The sequence below is a fragment of the Shimia thalassica genome (assembly GCF_001458215.1).
In the GTDB taxonomy this organism is placed as follows: Bacteria; Pseudomonadota; Alphaproteobacteria; order Rhodobacterales; family Rhodobacteraceae; genus Shimia; species Shimia thalassica.
In genome coordinates this window covers 1,794,992-1,812,793 of record NZ_CYTW01000001.1, presented here as the reverse complement: position 1 = coordinate 1,812,793, position 17,802 = coordinate 1,794,992, and the positions used below count along the sequence as shown (strand labels likewise).

Genomic DNA, 17,802 nt, shown 5'->3' with positions numbered 1-17,802 from the left:
TTTACTTTAGGTCGTGTAGGCAGATACCCCGTGTCGCGCATCGGCGCAACGGCCTTGCGCATTCCTGCACGAAGCATGTGCAAGTCACGCGCTATCGCCCCGCCCCTTAACCCCGTATTGTCACGGCAATCACATGTGGCGGAGACCCTTTATGCCCCTAAGCAATTCCCCAAGCCGATATGGCGGTCTGACAAAGACGTTCCACTGGCTGACGGCACTTTTTATCCTGACGGCGCTTCCTCTTGGATTGCTGGCCGAAAACGCGCCGTTTGCGGATGGCGATCAACTCGCGCGCAAGGCCATGTTGTTCAGCCTGCATAAAACGGTGGGAATCGCCGCCTTCTTTACGTCCCTGCTCCGTATTCTCTGGGCACTTGGCCAAACGCGTCCCGGGCTGTTGAATGCGGACAACCGTCTTGAAGCCTTCGGAGCCCATCTTGTGCACTGGCTTTTGTATGGTGCGATGCTTCTGGTGCCCCTCACAGGGTGGATACATCACGCGGCCACAACCGGATTCGCGCCGATCCTCTGGCCCTTGGGGCAGGATTTGCCGCTTGTCCCCAAAAACGAAGCGCTGGCTGACATCACCGCGATGATGCACTTCACCTTTATGATTGTGCTGGCGCTTTCGATCCTTGCCCATGTTGGTGGGGCACTGAAACACGCGGTCATTGATCGGGACCAGACGCTTCAGCGGATGTTGCCCGGCACCAACACGGCCCCCGATCCCGAACCTGAATCCCCCTCTCGTGCACCTTTGGTTTCGGCGCTCGTCATCTGGGCCGGTGCTGTTGGCATTGGCATAACGGCAGGACTAGGCGGTCTGGCATCAGACACAGACGCCGCCCCAGCAACAACACTTCAAGCTGTCGCGTCCGGCTGGCAGGTTCAGGACGGCACTCTTTATCTGAGCGTGGTGCAATTCGGATCTGAGGTAGACGGTCAATTCACCAACTGGACTGCCGCCATCACCTTTGATGAAACGGCCACCTCGGACAAACATGGCAATGTCGATGTGTCGATCGCCATCGATTCCCTGACTTTGGGGTCCGTAACGGACCAGGCGCTTGGGCCAGACTTCTTTGATGTCACGGTGCATCCGGTTGCGACCTTCAAAGCGGATATTCTGAAATCCGTCACGGGCGCCTTTGTGGCCGAAGGTGTTTTGACGCTCAAAGGAGCGTCCCAGCCGGTAACCTTACCGTTCGATCTCACCATCAACGGGGACACCGCGACCATGCAGGGCCAAACCACCCTGAACCGTCTGGACTTTGGGATCGGCGCAAATATGCCGGACGAAAGTTCTCTCGGGTTTGCGGTCAACGTCGATATCTCTCTTGTCGCCGAGCGCGACAAGGGCTGAGGTGACTTCCTCGACAACGAAGCCAATCTTCGTGTTTCTGAGTGCCGACCCAAACACGAAAAAGGCCGCCGAAGGTAATCGGCGGCCTTTCTTTTGGTTAATGAAGCGCCCTTAGTCGGCTTTCATTGCCTCGATTGAAATCATCACCTGAACTTCGTCGCTGACGAACGGTGCGAACTTTTCAACGCCATAGTCGCTGCGCAGCAAAGTAGTGGTCGCGTCAAAGCCTGCCCATTCCTTGCCGGCCATCGGGTGTTTGCCGGATTGGTTCAGCTTGGCATCCAGAACCACAGATTTGGTCTGGCCATTCAGGGTCAGGTCGCCTGTGATTTTTGCGGTCATGTCGCCAGTAACTTCGATTGATGTCGACGTGAACGAGACCAGCTCACCGTCGGTGGCACCGAAAAAGTCTGCTGACATAAAGTGCGCATCGCGTTGTTCCCAACCGGTGAACATCGAGCTGAGCGGCATGGATACTTTTACCGAAGAACCAGCAGGGTTTTCCTGATCGAACATGATTTCGCCTTCAAAGCCAGAAAACATGCCGTATGTGGTGGAATAGCCGAGGTGGTTGTAATTGAACAGAATTTGGCTGTGGCTGGCGTCCAGCACGTATTTCTCGGGTTCGGCGTAGGCAAGTCCGGCAGCGGCAATCAGACCGGCTGCAAAAAGGGGAAGTTTCATTGGAGCTCCATTGAAGACGTTTTAGATATCCTCAATGTGCGCTCTTACGGTTCTTCCCTCAATTCAACAGAACTCAACATCACGTGTTGAGGAATGAACATCAGGTCTGGATAAGGGCCTGGCTGCGCAGACGTGCGATGGCGTCCAGACGGGCATGTGGTCCGTCCAGCGGCAGTTCCAGGAGGCATTGGCCTTTGTGATCAAGGAATTTCAGACTTGAATCCGTTACATCCGCACGGCCGATCTCTTCGTAATTGATCGATTGCACAACATTGGTCCGGCCACGTGCCAGTGTTTCGACGAGGTGAATCTGACGGTGACGCGGATCAAAATGCAGGTCCTGCTGTGCGCGTTCGGTTGCGATATGGGTCATACCGACACCGGCCGTCACCATCAAAACAGACAAAACCATCTTCGACGCAAGGATCGAAGGTTCCATTTCCAAACCCGGCACGAACCAAAGTCCCGCCCCGGCCCAAATAAACCCAAAGCCAAAAACGACCGAGGCAACACGTACCAGAAACGTGTGTCCGGACCGCGTTTGCTTGGCGGTTTTCAAGTTCAATTGTGTCAGGTATTCCGATGCAGCAGCCATCCCCTGAAACTCCTTGGATTACGGGTTAAGAATTAACTAAGATCAGATTGGCGGTGAAATCGGGCGAGAATGAGGCAGCAAAAGGGAATTACCCTGCCAGCGTGCCGCAAAGATACAAATTCGAACGCCAGACCCCGCCTTGGAAACAAGGCTTGCAACCCTCTCGAATTCGGCTATACAGCGCCTTCCTTTCGCAAAGTTTTTGAACCGCGCAGTCTCTCGTGGGTGGGAGCGGAAGGAACATAGTCCCGCTCGTTGAAATGCGCCTTAAAATGACTGGAGTTCACATGCCTTTGTATGAGCATGTCTTCATCTCGCGCCAGGACCTGTCCAACGCGCAAGCTGAAAGCCTCGTTGAACACTTTAGCACCGTACTTGCAGACAATGGCGGCACCGTCGTTGACAGCGAATACTGGGGTGTCAAAACGATGGCCTACAAGATCAACAAGAACCGTAAGGGCCACTATGCCTTCCTGAGAACCAATGCGCCTTCCGGTGCGGTTCAGGAAATGGAACGCCTGATGCGCCTGCATGACGACGTTATGCGCGTTCTGACCATCAAGGTCGACGAACATGCCGAGGGCCCTTCGGTCCAAATGCAAAAACGTGACGAACGCGACAACCGTCGCGAGCGCCGCTGATCAACGCTTGAAGAAAGGACACTAAATCATGGCTGCAAAACCGTTTTTCCGCCGTCGTAAAGTTTGCCCCTTCTCGGGCGACAACGCACCGAAGATCGATTACAAAGACACACGTCTTCTGCAACGCTACGTTTCTGAGCGCGGCAAAATCGTTCCTTCGCGCATCACCGCCGTTTCGGCCAAGAAGCAGCGTGAACTGGCCCGTGCTATCAAACGCGCTCGTTTCCTCGCCCTTCTGCCCTACGCAGTGAAGTAAGGAGACCCTGATATGCAAGTTATCCTGCTTGAACGTGTTGCCAAGCTTGGCCAAATGGGTGACGTCGTTGACGTTAAATCCGGCTACGCTCGTAACTTCCTGCTGCCACAAGGCAAAGCCCTGACTGCTTCGTCCGCAAACATTGCGAGCTTCGAAGAGCAGAAAGCACAGCTGGAAGCACGCAACCTCGAAACCAAAAAAGAAGCCGAAGCTCTTGGCGAAAAACTCGATGGCCAACAGTTCATCGTGATTCGCTCGGCATCGGATGCTGGCGCCCTCTACGGTTCGGTCACACCTCGTGACGCCGCAGACGCTGCAACCGAAGGTGGGTTCTCTGTTGACAAGAAACAGGTTGTATTGGCCAAGCCAATCAAAGACCTGGGTCTGCACGACGTTCACGTTCTGCTGCACCCCGAAGTCGACATCACCATCGAATTGAACGTTGCACGTTCGCAAGAAGAAGCTGAGCTTCAAGCGTCGGGCAAATCGATTCAAGAGCTGGCCGCTGAGGCAGAAGCTGAAGCAGAATTCGAAATCGCCGAACTGTTCGACGATATCGGTGCTGCTGCGTCTGACGACGACATGGGCGACGCCCCAGCTGAAGAAGAAGAAACAAAAGCCTAATCGGCCCGCATTTCTTTTTGAAATTCTGAACCGGCGCGTGCAAACGCGCCGGTTTTCTTTTAACACCAGATCAAGGCCGGTATGATCAACGTGTGACCTGCACCGCGAAAGAACGGGCTTCACAGGTTTATTGAAGATTTTACAGGCTTAGTATGTCAGACACCCCTGCCCCCAACTTGCATCCCCTTGCTCCGGAACACCTTCCCGGGTTCCTGCCCGACGCGGCCGGTCATGATCCAATTATGGTTCACATGATCCTTTTTGTCGCTGTGATGATCTTTCTGTTGGTGACGGCCTTTCTTCACCTGCACTCATTGCCGGAAAAACTTGCGCATAAAGTTGGGGCCACCCAATTACAGATCGTCGGCATTCTGGGTCTGATTGCCCTGTTCACCCACAATAACCTCTACTGGGTCGCCGCGCTGCTGCTGGCCGTCGTCCAAATCCCCGATTACGAGACCCCGCTTTTACGGATTGCGGATGCACTGGACCGCCAAAAATCGCCTGAGCCCGCGCCGCAACCGCAGCCTCAGAGCGAACCTAAAGAAGAGGAGGCCTGATCCATGCTTGAGTTTATTTGCTGCTCCCTTCTGACAATCTTTCCCGATTATCTGTTTCGCCGGTTCAAACAAGGCAAACGTATCGGGCAGGAAATCACATTGTTTTCAATGTGGTACGAACTTCGTTACGGGTTGAGCGCGTGTTTTGTGCTGACTGTCAGCCTCATCACAACAATTTTGTATTTCCACCCGTCCACGCAAAACGTGTCGTCCTATTTCCGCACCGTGACCATTCTGCCAGAGCTGAGCGGACGCGTAGAAGAAGTGATGATCGTCAACAATCAAAGCATCAAAAAGGGCGAACCCATTTTCCGGCTGAATGACAGCCGTCAAAGAGCCGCCGAAGCCACGGCAAGTGCAAACCTGATCGAGCTTGAATCAGCCGAGCTTTTGGCGCGGGATGATCTTCGCTCTGCCAAGGCCAATCTCGACGCCGCAGAAGCGGCCTATGAACAGACAAGCGACGAATACTACCGCAAGAACACCCTGTTCCTTGAAAACTCTGCCGCGGTCTCTGCGCGCGAGGTCGAGCGTCTGGAAAACCTGTTGAACGAAAGACAGGCGGGCATCGATGCGGCGAAATCAGCGGTCACATCCGCGACGCACCGGCTGGAAGCCCAAATTCCGGCCCAACGCCAGAGCGCCGAAGCCGCTCTGCATCAGGCCGAAATCGAACTGTCCAAGATGACGGTCTATGCGGGCGTTGACGGGCGCATAGAACAGTTTGATCTGCGGGTTGGCGACTATATCAATCCGATCTTGCGCCCCGCCGGTATCCTTGTCCCAAGCGACAGCGGACGCACGCGGTTTCAGGCCGGATTTGGCCAGCTGTCCGCACAGGTGATCAAACCCGGTATGGTTGCTGAAATGTCCTGTATCACAGCACCGTTCAAGATCATTCCGATGGTGATCACCAATGTGCAGGATGTCATCCCAGCAGGGCAAATCCGCCCCTCAGACACGCTTCGCGATCCGCAGGACAATCCGCGCCCCGGAACGCTCATCGCCTATCTCGAGCCGCTCTATGAGGGTCAGGCAGACGGCATCCCACCCGGCAGCCGCTGCGCCGTCAACGCGTACACAAGCAATCATGAACGCCTGCAGGATCCGGACCTTGGCACAGCGGCCTATGTCGGCCTGCATGTCATTGATACCGTTGGATATGCCCATGCGCTGATCCTGCGGTTCCGTTCGGTTCTGCTCCCGTTCAAAATGCTGGTCTTCTCGGGCGGGCACTGACCCTGTTTTCATAAATACAGCTGGCGCAGTCCTACTGATTGCGCCGGTCTTTCGGTTCCGGCTCGCGCCTGTCGCAGCCCGGAACATCCGCTTAGTGAGGTTTGGAATGTCTGTGTTTTCGAGACGCAATTTTTTGGTATTCGGCGCGGTTGCGTTTGTGTCTGCGTGCGGTGGCGGGCGTCGTTCCAGCCGTCCGGAAAAGCTTGAGCGGTCCGAATTCAACCCACCGCTATACCCCAATGAAACACCTGAATTACGGGCGTTGATTAACAAATACGCCGCCCATTACGAGCTGCCGACAGAATTGCTTCACAAGCTGGCGATCCGCGAGAGCACGCACCGCCCGTGGGCCGTGAACCGCCCCTACTATGGGATGCTACAAATCCTGCCGGCCACTGCGCGCTCAATGGGCTACAAAGGCTCGCCCGACGGGCTTCTCGATGCGGAAACCAACCTGATCTATGCCGGAAAATACCTGCGCGGCGCGTGGCTGGTGTCAGGTGGTGATATCGACGAAGCCATCGGGTGGTACGCCAAAGGCTACTATTACGAAGCCAAAAGACTGGGATTGCTGGAAGAGACCGGTCTGAAATCCTGATCAGTCGGCAAAGGTCTCGCGTGTCTCGGTCGGGGCCATTCTGATCAACCGGGAATCCGCGACAGACACCTGTCGGTGAACCATTGCCCTGCGATATTCGGGATCGCTTATCATCGCGATAAAGGCTGCAGGCGACGGGTATTCGGCAATAAAACACACATCCCATTGTTCGTCATCGGATGGGCCGATCAACATCTGCTCGACCTTTCCACGCCAAACGATTTTGCCGCCAACACGTTGAAAAATAGGCGCTGTTTCACGCCCGTATGTGGCATAGGCCTCGGCGCCGTCCACCTCGGTGCCATCTTCATATTTCGCCTTTGGCAAAAGGTTGACAAGATTGAGCATATGGATGGGCCCCTCGCGGTCATTCGCTTTGAAGGCCTCGAAATCTTCTTTCCCAAATGACAGATGCGGCATGGTGCGTTTCCTTCGCTCGTATGTGTCAGCAAAGCCTAGCATCGCGTTTCCGCTTCGCGAATTGTTTCGTAGCGTCCCAAAGAAAATGGGCCGCTGAACGCCGCAGCGGCCCATTCCAAAAAACATGACTGGTTTAGTCGTCTGTGCTCATCGCTTTCCAGATCAATCCACCCAGAGCAGCCCCCACCAATGGAGCAACCCAGAACAGCCAAAGCTGTGACAACGCCGGACCATCCGCGAACAGTGCAACGCCGGTTGAGCGCGCAGGGTTAACCGACGTGTTGGTGACGGGGATCGAAATCAAATGGATCAGCGTCAAACCCAGACCAATCGCGATGGGTCCAAAACCCGCTGGTGCGCCCGCAGAAGTGGCCCCCAGAATGATGATCAGGAAAAAGGCCGTCAGGACTACTTCGATGATCAGCGCGGACATCATGGAATACCCTTGCGGTGACGCCTCGCCATATCCGTTCGAGGCAAAGCCGCCTACCCCTTCAAAACCCGGCGCACCGGACACGATAGTGTACAACACCACCGCCGCGGCAATGGCGCCGATGACCTGAGCCACCCAATAGGGCAACAACTCTTTGCTGTCGAATTTGCCCGCGACCATCAGGCCCAGAGAAACCGCCGGATTAAAGTGGCCTCCGGAAATGTGACCCACGGCAAATGCCATGGTCAAAACCGTCAAACCAAAAGCCAGACTGACACCCAGCCAGCCAATACCCACATCCGCGACACCCGCGGCCAGAACGGCACTTCCGCAGCCGCCAAACACCAGCCAGAATGTGCCGAAAAATTCGGCCATAAGTTTGTTTTTCATTTTGTCTTCCCCGTTGCATTACCCATTACAAAGTGCCGGGACGATAACAGACATCTCACACGCTGCGCGTGAATGTCGCAGGCCGACGATCAGCTTTCCTGTTTTTTCGAAATGCAAACCCGAACCCAATTCCAATATAAATGTTACTTTTCATATGGATGGAGGAAATTTCACTGTCCCAATGCACATCACACCTGTCGCCAATAAATCACGTGCAATAAAAAAGACCCGGTGCAAAATCTGCACCGGGTCCCGATTTTTCAAGCATAAAGCGGTGTGGACTTATTCGTCCTCAAGCGCCTCAACAGCTTTTTCCAGATCGTCTTTGCTGACTTCTTTTTCAGAAATCGTGGCCTGATCGAACACGTGGTCTACAACCTTGTCTTCGAACAAAGGCGCACGCAGCTGTTGTTGCATTTGCTGGTTCTGCTGGATGAATTCAAAGAACTGACGCTCTTGACCAGGGTACTGACGTGCCTGGTTCATGATCGCTTGTGTCATTTCAGCGTCGGTCACTTCGACTTCTGCTTTTTGACCCAGCTCGGCCAACAACAGGCCCAGACGTACGCGGCGCTCGGCCAGAGCGTTGTGCTCGTCGGTCGCTTCGATTTCCGGGTGGTTGTGATCCTGAACCTCTGGGTTCTCTTCGTGCCACAGCTGGTGAGCGATTTGACCGGCTTCTGCTTCTACCAGCGAAGGTGGCAGATCGAAGGAGACCAGCTCGTCCAGTTGGTCAAGCAAAGCGCGCTTCATGACGGCACGGGCCGCACCAGCGTATTCTGCTTCGAGACGCTCGGAGATCTGACCTTTCAGACCTTCGAGGTCTTCTGCGCCAAATTTCTGGGCCAGCTCGTCGTCGATTTTCGCGGCAACGGGCTTTTTCACGTCTTTGATGGTGCAAGAGAAAACAGCTTCTTTACCGGCAAGGTGATCCGCTTGGTAATCTTCAGGGAAAGAAACAGTTACGTCTTTTTCCTCTTCGGCTTTTACGCCAACCAGCTGCTCTTCGAAACCGGGGATGAACTGGTTAGAACCCAGAACCAGTGGGAAATCTTCGCCGGAACCGCCTTCAAAGGCTTCGCCGTCGATTTTGCCCACGAAGTCCATGACAACCTGATCGCCGTCTTTGGCTTTTACGCCAGCTTTGCGCGATTTGAAATCTTGTGCAGTTTCGGCCAGATTGTTCAGCGCGTCTTCAACGGCTGCGTCGTCAGCTTTGACAACCAGTTTCTCCAAAGAGATACCCGACATGTCAACTTCTGGAATGACGGGCAGAGCTTCGTAGGCCATTTCGACTTCTACGTCGCTGCCTGGCTTCCACTCTTCGCCGTTTTTCATTTCGACTTTTGGCTGCATCGCAGGACGATCGCCCGAGTCTTCGAAGTGCTTGTTCATGGCACCGTCGATGACTTCCTGCATCGATTCACCCAGCAGCTGCTCGCCGAATTGCTTCTTCAGAAGCGCCATAGGGACTTTGCCCTTGCGAAAGCCCTTCATTTCGATTTCGGGCTGAGCTTCAACCAGCTTATCGTTGACTTTAGCGTCAAGCTCGTCTGCGGTTACGGTGATCGCGTAAGCGCGCTTCAGACCTTCGTTCAGAGTCTCGGTGACCTGCATGTCGGTTCCCCATAGGTTAAGGGCGCGCATGGTCGCGCGCGGGCGAAAATTTTTGCCCTTCTATTGGTCCCAAGCGGCCTGCGCAAGAGGCATTGCACGAGTTTTCGGCAACTGGCGGATTGTTTCCGTTAGCCTTGCCACAAACCTTCGAAAACGCTTCTGCGATTTTCCAATCTGCGAAACTTCCAACGCATTCCAAACATGACGGATTGCATGTCGCGATAATTCACAACCGAACCACCGTCGGCCGAGTATTCGCGGTAGCCCAGAAACACCTCGATGTTCTGACGTTCCAGATCCTGCACGATCCCGACCCCCACGGAACGGGCCCGCGTTCCCTTGCCAAACGTGTCATATCCTTCATAGAGGTCGACCGAAAAGCGGGTCTCGCCAATTCCGAACCAGTCGCGCCGGATGCCCACCTTGGTGTACCCATAGGCCCCACCGTTGTTGCGGCTGCCCGTTACTGAGGTCAGGTTCAGCCCCGTTGGAATATGCAGAATGCTGAACGATCCGGCGACCTGTGGCTCGCGTCCGGTGCTGGTTTCGGCCAAAGACAGGCCGGCGCTTCCGGCAATGCTGAAATTGCCAAGCATGTTGTGATAGAAAACGCCGGCGTCGGTCAGGGACTCGTTCAGGGTTTCAATGCGGTTTATGTCTTCAACCCCGATTGATGCCGCAAACCTGAGTTTTCCAAAATACGACAGGTTCAGGTCGGGCGTGTCATAGCGGATACGCCGTGTTCGGCCGCCATCAAATGTGGGAAAGGCATCCTTGACGCGCACGGTCGAAATGGTGCCTGATCCGGTGCGAAACAGAAAACCGCCCGCCGTATCCGCGATCCCGACATGGGACGCCAGAGAGGTGCCCGACAGATCGGATTCCGTCACACCATCTGATCCCATCGCACCCTGCCCGATGGACACGGACCCCCACCTGTCGGTTTGAAGGGTCACTTCCAGTTTGCGAATACTATGTGTGCCAAAATCAATGATGTCTGGCTGATATCCCTGGCTGATCCCCGATGAAGACCGCAGCCCGAGAGAGAGCTCTCCGTTGAAGCGCAGGTTGTTGTAGCCCAGAAAATCGTCCCACCAGACCCCGATGCGCCCACCGGAATGCGAATTGTCCACCAGATCGTGCTCGTGTGACACTCCATCATCAACAGACAAGACCGATGGGGTAAAGTGTCCATAAAACCGGACGTTTTGCGGCAAAGGATCATGTTCGGGCGTGTCCGGTTCTGCACATACGGCCGACGCCGCGATCAGCCCCGCACATCCAAACCGTATGATCCCAGTCCAGCCCATTTACCCTGCTTGCCTTTTACCGATGTTCCGTTTCGGCCCAAATTGCCAATAACAGGATCACAGGCCAAAACCTCTGGGTCAAGCTGCGGGTGCACCAATACCGGCATCAGATCCATTGCCCAATGGAGCGCCTGTCTGCCCGCATGTATTTAAATGAGAGCGTATTATTTACGAGGTTCGAGAAGTTCGACTTCGACAAAGGCACATTCAAAGTCATTTGCGTTGATGACGTCGTGCTCAACACCGATTTCGCGAAAATAGGGCACGCCGCTTTGCATTTGTGCGGTGATACGCTCGCCATTGCCCAAATCGATTTCCAGAACCCCGTCAAATTGCGGAATAACAACATAGTCATAGGCATGGCGATGCCAGCCGGTATTGTCGCCCCGTTTCTTAAAGCGCCACTCGGTCACGAGAACACGCTCGTTCTGGATCATGACAGTGGGAATTGCGGTGCCTGTTGCGCTGCACATGTTTTGCCTCGTGACCTTGCCAATAAGTAAGGGGTACGGCGTTTTCTCACCCAAATCTAGCGCCACGCCTGTACGCCGAATGGAGCCAGATTGGCTATTTTGGAAAAGGTTCTGCGCCGCCTTTGCCAAGCGACGCAGAACGCGAGGTCACGTCAGACTATGACGCAGCTTTGGCAGTTTCGACAGGATCACAACATCCAGCGCCAAAACGCAGAGCAAGGCCACCCCCGCCATTGGAAAGGCCATCGAGACACCAAGCCCCACAAGAGCAGCCCCTTGCCAAAGGGGCATTTCCTTGGGCATCGGAGGTGCGGACAAACGCCCCGCCTTGGCAGGACGCCGCTTCCACCACAACACAATCGCGCTGACGCTCAGGAAAATCACCGAGAGACACACCAGCGTATTCGCGACGACGCTCCAGAACCCGAGCGTGCCCATATGAAGCGCGATGCCCACGGCCATCGCCTTGCCCGCGAGCGAATAGTCTTCATAGCGCACATCCGCGAGGATCTTGCCCGAGAATTGATCCACATGCACGGTGCGGTCCGACAGGGGATCGGTGCTGTCTGTGCTCATGGAATCGCGGCTCAGGGTCCAGACACCGGTTTCGGACTGGGGCACGTTCAACTGGTAACGGGCCTCAAACCCGATCTCGCGGGCAAGGGCATCAATCGCATCAATCGAGACCATGTCCCCGATCACGCCAACGGCACCAGCCTCACCTCCCGAGGCAGGCAGCGGGGTTTGTTCAAGCGCCCAAGGCACCTCGCGGCGTTTGTGGTTCATGCTGGCATGGGTTTCATCCGACAACGGGACATTGTCCCATTTTTCGGCCGGAAACTGGCTTCAGGCTTGCACCAGTTTGCCGCCCCAGATTCCGGCCCATGCAAGGCCCGAAATCAGGAAAAACACCAGAAAAAAAGAGACCCAGATACCGACGACCCCGTGCAGCGACTTCCACAAGGCCCGCCCTTTGGCAAAGCCGGGCACAAGCGCCTTGCGCCAGCCCGCCTGTCTCGGCCACCACATGTAAAGGCCGGTCGCAATCAGCACCAGCGTCAGCGACGCTGCGGTTTCCAGCATCCTGTCCCCTGTCACCCCGAGCATCAGATCACTGTGGATACCGTGGACAAAATCATACCACCCGCTTCGACGCGGAAAGGTTTCGATGACCTTGGCCGTGTAGGGATCAACGGCGACCATGATGGCGTCGCCTTCTGCGTCGACGCGGAACAACGCGGCCACGTCATCGGTGCGCGGGGCGATATACTGCTTTAGGGTACCGTCGGGAATTGCGGCCACCGCCGCTTGGGACTGCGCGGATACGGGCAAGGCGATCTCTTGCGGAATGACCGCGGTGCGTTCGCCGTCACGCCCGTCAATCCATGCGATCCACAACATCGCCATGCCGGTGATGGCAAGGATTGTCAGAAATGGGATTACGCAAAGCCCGGCATAAAAATGCCAGCGCCACGCAGCGAAATAGAGTTTGTTGGCGCCGCCTTCCGGCTGCGCGTGAGTGTCAGTCTGTGTCATATGTTGGCTCCAAGCCTTTTGGCCCGCACACTGCGGGTGGAAATTGAACTCAAATGGGTGAGATCAGGCTTTTGGAGGCGCGCGTGTCAGACGTGCAGGATCAAGCGGATGACGTTGATGAAGGCGCTTTGCGACAAAGGACAGAACACGTGTTTGATCTGTCAGAACCAAGGGAACGCCATGGCAGACGCGTGGCACAAGCGCGGCCCCGATCAGCTGACAGGCATAACACTCCTGCCCAAGCCCGCCGCCCTGTTCTCCGCCAAGGCCACAAATATCAGAAAGAGACCCGCCCGCGGCAACATAGGCCTCAAGCTCTGCGCTCAAAGCCGGACGTGCGCCGGAATGCGCAAATCCGGAAGCCGCCATCGCAAAGATCACTGCGACCGAGGTTAGAATCCTCAGAAATGATGTCGAAAGCATGGACATGGCAATCGATTAAACAAGTTTCCCGCATTCGACGAGAGGGCAAATTTCAAAAAAATGGCGTTTTTGAAAACCCTTTTGCATTGACACCCTAAAACCTTGAGAAAACCGGATACAAATTCAATTTATACAATATATTTAGAGGCTTAGCCGTAAAGACTCCCACTTGCCAAACCATGTATCGATGATGTGAAATCTGTCTGACATTACGCTGCGACCTCTGGCAGGTGCCTTTCAAATCCTCTATCCCGTACCCATGTCGCGCACTTCCTTTGGCACCGTTACTCTTGTTCTTGCTTTATGGCTGGCGGGCCTTGGGGCCTCTGCGCAATTTGCAAAATTTGCGGTCCCTTTTTCCTATGTTCACCTGCAATACCCCGACACGGGAACAGAACTCGGCTGGTTGTTGACCCTAATCAGCTCCGTAGGGGCGGTGCTGGGCATGACGGCAGGAGTTCTTGTTGCAAGAGCGGGTCTGGGGCGCACGGTTGTCACCGCGCTTTTTCTTGGTGGGGCTATCTCTTTGTGGCAGTCCACCCTGCCCGCTCTGCCTGTCATGCTGTTCAGCCGCGTCTTTGAGGGCATCTCCCACCTGATGATCGTGGTCGCGGCCCCGACCCTGATGGCACAGCTTGCGTCGGACCGGTATCGCGGCCTGTGCATGACGTTGTGGAGCACGTTCTTTGGCGTCTCGTTTGCGTTGATGGCGTGGTTCGGTCTGTCCTTTGTCGAGGATCAGGGCCTTGGCGCGCTTTTGACGGGGCACGGGGTCTACATGGTCATCACCGGGCTGGTGATCTGGGTTTGCCTGAACCGGTTTGGCCCAACCCTTTCCCTGCCTGCCGAAGGCATAAGCCTTGCTATTGTCCTCAAGAAACATCTCGACGCCTATCGCTCGCCAAATGTGGCCGCGCCTGCGGTCGGGTGGTTTTTCTACACGTTGACCTTCGTGTCGCTGCTGACGCTTCTGCCCGAACTGTTGCCGCCCGAAAGCCGCGCAACAATTGCGGGCCTGTTGCCCTTGGTGAGCATCGCTGTCTCATTGTTTTTTTGTGTCCGCACTGCTTTCACGGTTTTCGGCGGTTGCCGTCACGGTTCTGGGTTTTGCCTTGTCAGCGGTGGCCATTGCGCTCTTTTTTGCAGGGTTTTCACTGCCGTTTGTTTGCATCGGCCTGTTTTCGGCGCTGGGTCTGATTCAGGGCGCGAGTTTCGCCTCTGTGCCAGAACTCAACCTCACAAACGAAGCCCGCGCCACGGCAAACGGGGCCGTTGCCCAGATGGGCAACCTTGGCAACCTGATCGGCACTCCGATCTTGCTTGTGGTTCTGGCGAACGGCGGACCACCGGCCATGCTGATGACGGTTCTCGGTCTTTATTGCGCCGGTGGGATCGCCCATCTGGTTTTGCGCCGCGTGCGAAACTCGCGCGCTATCCAACAACAGCCCTAGGGCACCAGCCACCTAGCCACGGCGCACAAACTTGCGACGCAGCCCCTTCATTGTGGTCCGGTTGAGATACCAGAAGAAATACCCGATCGCATTGTTGCGTATCTTGTCCTGTGGTGCCTGACCGCGTGACATGCGGGTCATTTGCCATGCATAAAATTCCACCTGCGACACCGTATTGATCAGATTGATCAGCCAGCTTTTGGTATTTGCACCAAAACGGCCGCGCCCCATCATGAGCCCCTCTTCGTTGACTGCAATCGTGTCCACCGACCCGTCGAGAAGCGACGCAACGGCGTCCGGTTGAATGCACAAGGGCCGCGCAAGACCAATCACATCAATGCCGTCCTCGGAAATCGCCTCTTCCATTGCTGACAGGCTGCGAAATCCGCCCGTCACCATCAAAGGCACATCGACGGCCTTTCGCACCTCTCTGGCATACTCCAGAAAATAGGCCTCGCGCCGTTTCGTGCTATCGCGTTGCTCTTCGGGGGCGTCGTTCACAAAACTCATTTGCTCGTATGTGCCACCAGACAGTTCGATCAGATCAATGCCGTCCTGTTCCAGCCATCTTGCAACCTGACAGCTGTCCTCAAGGGTAAATCCACCCTTTTGAAAGTCGGCAGAATTGAGTTTGACCGCGACGGCAAATTTCGGACCAACAACGTCTCGTATCGCGCTGTAAACACGTCGTAAAAATCGTGCGCGATTTTCCAGAGGCCCGCCCCATTCGTCCGTCCGCCGATTGGTGATCGGGGACAAGAACTGGCTGATCAGATACCCGTGCGCGGCGTGGATCTGAACGCCCTCAAACCCTGCTTTTTGCGCAATTCTCGCAGTTTCGGCGTACCGTCCAATGGCGTCTTCGATATCTTCCGGTGTCATCGCCCGAGGTTTCCCGAACAGCCCCAGCATCTGAAGCTTCTCGGCAGACGGCGACAAAGGATGCATGTTCACAACGATCGGGCATTGCCGGCCGGGATGGCTGATTTGCATCCAGACCTGGCACCCGTCGACCTTGGAGGCCTCGGCCCAACGCCGCAGCGCGTCAAGGTTGCTTTCGTCCTCGACAACCACATTGCCGGGGCGCTCGAGGTAACGCCGGTCAATCATCACGTTGCCCGTGACCTGAACGCCCATGCCCCCTTCGGCCCACCGCTTGTAAAGTACCTCATGCCCCCTGATCGGGTTGTCGCTTGCGTCGGCAAAGGCTTCTGTCATCGCACTTTTGGAAAACCGGTTTTTCAGCCGCGCCCCACAGCGCAGAACCAGCGGCTCACTCAGTTTCGTATTTGTCATCACGTGTCGCCTTTGCAATCAGATTAGGGCATCCAGTGCTTCTGGCAGGACGCAGACCCGCAGCTTGTCACAGCCCATTGTGAAAAGCCAATGACACTGTGCCCAACGCACTAAAGCCCCGATAACGTTTCTGCGGATTGGCCATCACCTTTCGAAGTGACCCAACGTTGTTCTGGCATGATGATCGCACGCAGGTCAGCATCAGACAGTCAACATCAGGAGATTGTCATGATCACGGTCCACCACTTGAACAACTCTCGGTCCCAGCGCGTTTTATGGCTGCTGGAAGAACTCAGTGTTCCCTATGACCTCGAAATCCACCAGCGCGATGCAGTGACAAACCTCGCGCCCCCGTCTCTGATCGCCAAACACCCATTGGGCAAATCGCCCATGATCGATGTGGATGGCCGTATCATCACGGAAAGCGGTGCGATTGTAGAATATCTTTGCGCTAACTACGGGCCTCAACTGGTGCCCGCAAAAGACACGGATGCCTATATCAGCCATCTGGAACTGATGCACTTTGCCGAAGGTTCGGCCATGACGCCAATCCTCCTGAACCTCTATGTCAGCAAACTTGGCGAGGCCGCCGCGCCACTGACCCCGCGGATCACCCATCAGCTAAAAAGCCACTTTGAATATATGGAAAACATCCTGCGCCCGTCCGGACATTTCGTCCAAGATGAACTGTCCGCTGCAGACATCATGCTGAGCTTTCCCGCAGAAATCGCCATACGACAGGGATTTGGCGACAAACTGCCTAAGCTGGCCGCCTTCGTGGCCCATATTCAATCGCGTCCGGCATATCAACGCGCCATCGAAAAAGGCGGCGATTACGCCTTTGCCTGATGACCTGCTTTGCGGCTAGAGGCCTCTACCGGTTTCTCGTTAGAGACTGCACGACCTCAGCACGCGCAGTCTTGCCAGATCAAAACACCAACGGGCAAGTTTCCCAATGCATCTGACCTAATTCGGACACCGGCGAAACGCGCCGCGAACAGCAGGAATGAGCCCAATATGCTTGATTCTGCGTGATGCTCGGATGACCGCTTTGGCTTTGTTGCCTAAATCGGTTTGCGCTGCCGTTCGGATTTGCGGTCCATTTCGGTTTTGCGGGTGAGCAGATGTGGTCTACACATATTGTCAGCATGCGACGTCCAAACACTCTATATCGCGTGACCACGGCAGCGGTGGTGTTCTCACTCATTCTGGGAATTGTTTTCATTGCTCGAACGGGTCTCCCGTCAGCGGATGTAATTGCACGGCAAGAGGCAAGCCGACCAATTATCAAAGTCTCTGATTTCAATCCCGGAGATGTGGAGATTATATCCCTGAACAATCGTAGAGTGATTGTCTGGAGGCGCAATGAAACTGATAGGACACTTGCGGCAAGCCAAAACGCTCCCGAAGGTTGGCGACATCAGAATTCAAGGGTTTTGGGTCAGGCACAGACTGTCTTTGCCGACGATACAAATGTAACGTTGGAAGGTGAATGGTTCTTTGCGTTGGCAGAGTTTTCAAACCCTTATCAACACCTGATCCTGAGAAGTGGTGATTTCGAGGGATTCTTTGAGGGCCTGTATGCAGGACATTTTGACTTGGCAGGGCGTATAAGAATTGGCGGCGGTAGTACCAACCTTACTGTGATAAAAGCGGAGTATGTCGATGATGGACAAGGCATCCAGCTTTATCTTGACGGAAAACCCTGAAGCCGACATCGGCGCAACTGCAGCGAATTTTTGCTCCGTTCCGCTCAATCGCCACTAAGAGTAGCGTCGCGAACACCCGATTCCGCCTGTAAACAAAACAATGACACCGGCCGGTTCGTTTGCGTGCGCATAAAGGGTTTCAGCCTGCTGTTGACGACCTGTTTTTAAGTCACCGGCATACGCG

Annotated in this window: 19 protein-coding genes and 2 pseudogenes; 11 read left to right on the top strand and 10 right to left on the bottom strand. The window is 55.2% G+C overall.

The window, feature by feature from the left end:
- Positions 1–151: 151 nt before the first annotated feature.
- Positions 152–1,363 carry a cytochrome b/b6 domain-containing protein gene (locus PH7735_RS08230; protein WP_058310773.1) on the top strand — a complete coding sequence of 404 codons (1,212 nt, stop codon included), beginning with the start codon at positions 152–154 and terminating at the stop codon, positions 1,361–1,363.
- 111 nt (positions 1,364–1,474) lie between these two features.
- Here PH7735_RS08230 and PH7735_RS08225 read toward each other — a convergent pair whose 3' ends face one another.
- Positions 1,475–2,047: a YceI family protein gene (locus PH7735_RS08225; RefSeq protein WP_058310772.1), complete on the bottom strand. Its 573-nt coding sequence runs from the start codon at positions 2,045–2,047 to the stop codon at positions 1,475–1,477.
- 100 nt (positions 2,048–2,147) lie between these two features.
- Positions 2,148–2,642: a hypothetical protein gene (locus PH7735_RS08220; protein WP_058310771.1), complete on the bottom strand. Its 495-nt coding sequence runs from the start codon at positions 2,640–2,642 to the stop codon at positions 2,148–2,150.
- A 287-nt stretch (positions 2,643–2,929) separates the two neighbouring features.
- Between PH7735_RS08220 and rpsF the strand changes: the two genes are divergently transcribed.
- The 6 genes from rpsF (at position 2,930) to PH7735_RS08190 (ending at position 6,560) form a co-directional block, all read left to right on the top strand.
- On the top strand, positions 2,930–3,283 hold the full coding sequence (gene rpsF, locus PH7735_RS08215) for a 30S ribosomal protein S6 (protein WP_058311204.1): 354 nt from the start codon (positions 2,930–2,932) through the stop codon (positions 3,281–3,283).
- A 28-nt stretch (positions 3,284–3,311) separates the two neighbouring features.
- Entirely contained in the window at positions 3,312–3,539 is a 228-nt protein-coding gene (gene rpsR / locus PH7735_RS08210; RefSeq protein ID WP_058310770.1) for a 30S ribosomal protein S18, read from the top strand.
- Positions 3,540–3,551: 12 nt separating this feature from the next.
- Positions 3,552–4,163, top strand: coding sequence for a 50S ribosomal protein L9 (gene rplI, locus PH7735_RS08205; RefSeq protein ID WP_058310769.1), 612 nt, complete (start codon positions 3,552–3,554; stop codon positions 4,161–4,163).
- Between the two features lie 242 nt (positions 4,164–4,405).
- Positions 4,406–4,723 (top strand): hypothetical protein, encoded by a 318-nt coding sequence (locus PH7735_RS08200; protein WP_145865285.1) that lies wholly within the window; start codon positions 4,406–4,408, stop codon positions 4,721–4,723.
- Between the two features lie 3 nt (positions 4,724–4,726).
- Positions 4,727–5,962, top strand: coding sequence for an HlyD family secretion protein (locus tag PH7735_RS08195; RefSeq protein ID WP_058310767.1), 1,236 nt, complete (start codon positions 4,727–4,729; stop codon positions 5,960–5,962).
- Positions 5,963–6,068: 106 nt separating this feature from the next.
- The gene (locus tag PH7735_RS08190; protein WP_058310766.1) at positions 6,069–6,560 is read left to right on the top strand and encodes a lytic transglycosylase domain-containing protein; all 492 of its coding nucleotides are present in this window, start codon (positions 6,069–6,071) and stop codon (positions 6,558–6,560) included.
- Here PH7735_RS08190 and PH7735_RS08185 read toward each other — a convergent pair whose 3' ends face one another.
- From PH7735_RS08185 to PH7735_RS08155, 7 genes and pseudogenes are all read right to left on the bottom strand, one after another.
- The gene (locus PH7735_RS08185) at positions 6,561–6,980 is read right to left on the bottom strand and encodes a DUF1330 domain-containing protein (protein WP_058310765.1); all 420 of its coding nucleotides are present in this window, start codon (positions 6,978–6,980) and stop codon (positions 6,561–6,563) included.
- Positions 6,981–7,113: 133 nt separating this feature from the next.
- Complete coding sequence (gene aqpZ, locus PH7735_RS08180; RefSeq protein WP_058310764.1) at positions 7,114–7,803, bottom strand: aquaporin Z; 690 nt, start codon at positions 7,801–7,803, stop codon at positions 7,114–7,116.
- Between the two features lie 282 nt (positions 7,804–8,085).
- On the bottom strand, positions 8,086–9,420 hold the full coding sequence (tig, locus tag PH7735_RS08175; protein WP_058310763.1) for a trigger factor: 1,335 nt from the start codon (positions 9,418–9,420) through the stop codon (positions 8,086–8,088).
- Positions 9,421–9,548: 128 nt separating this feature from the next.
- Positions 9,549–10,730, bottom strand: a complete 1,182-nt coding sequence (locus PH7735_RS08170; protein ID WP_058310762.1) for a porin family protein — start codon at positions 10,728–10,730, stop codon at positions 9,549–9,551.
- 164 nt (positions 10,731–10,894) lie between these two features.
- Entirely contained in the window at positions 10,895–11,203 is a 309-nt protein-coding gene (locus tag PH7735_RS08165; RefSeq protein ID WP_058310761.1) for a cupin domain-containing protein, read from the bottom strand.
- A gap of 147 nt (positions 11,204–11,350) precedes the next feature.
- Positions 11,351–12,739: pseudogene (locus PH7735_RS08160) on the bottom strand (PepSY-associated TM helix domain-containing protein).
- A 63-nt stretch (positions 12,740–12,802) separates the two neighbouring features.
- Positions 12,803–13,162, bottom strand: coding sequence for a hypothetical protein (locus tag PH7735_RS08155; RefSeq protein WP_145865284.1), 360 nt, complete (start codon positions 13,160–13,162; stop codon positions 12,803–12,805).
- A 259-nt stretch (positions 13,163–13,421) separates the two neighbouring features.
- Between PH7735_RS08155 and PH7735_RS21230 the strand changes: the two are divergent.
- Positions 13,422–14,162: pseudogene (locus PH7735_RS21230) on the top strand (MFS transporter); the annotation flags it as partial.
- A gap of 55 nt (positions 14,163–14,217) precedes the next feature.
- Complete coding sequence (locus PH7735_RS21000; protein ID WP_058310758.1) at positions 14,218–14,613, top strand: MFS transporter; 396 nt, start codon at positions 14,218–14,220, stop codon at positions 14,611–14,613.
- Positions 14,614–14,625: 12 nt separating this feature from the next.
- On the opposite strand, the gene PH7735_RS08140 is transcribed toward PH7735_RS21000, so the two are convergent.
- The gene (locus PH7735_RS08140) at positions 14,626–15,909 is read right to left on the bottom strand and encodes an NADH:flavin oxidoreductase/NADH oxidase family protein (RefSeq protein WP_082645157.1); all 1,284 of its coding nucleotides are present in this window, start codon (positions 15,907–15,909) and stop codon (positions 14,626–14,628) included.
- A 228-nt stretch (positions 15,910–16,137) separates the two neighbouring features.
- Here PH7735_RS08140 and PH7735_RS08135 point away from each other — a divergent pair, with 228 nt between their 5' ends.
- The gene (locus PH7735_RS08135) at positions 16,138–16,758 is read left to right on the top strand and encodes a glutathione S-transferase family protein (protein WP_058310757.1); all 621 of its coding nucleotides are present in this window, start codon (positions 16,138–16,140) and stop codon (positions 16,756–16,758) included.
- 275 nt (positions 16,759–17,033) lie between these two features.
- Positions 17,034–17,618 (top strand): Rieske (2Fe-2S) protein, encoded by a 585-nt coding sequence (locus PH7735_RS20530; protein ID WP_145865283.1) that lies wholly within the window; start codon positions 17,034–17,036, stop codon positions 17,616–17,618.
- Positions 17,619–17,802: the final 184 nt, after the last annotated feature.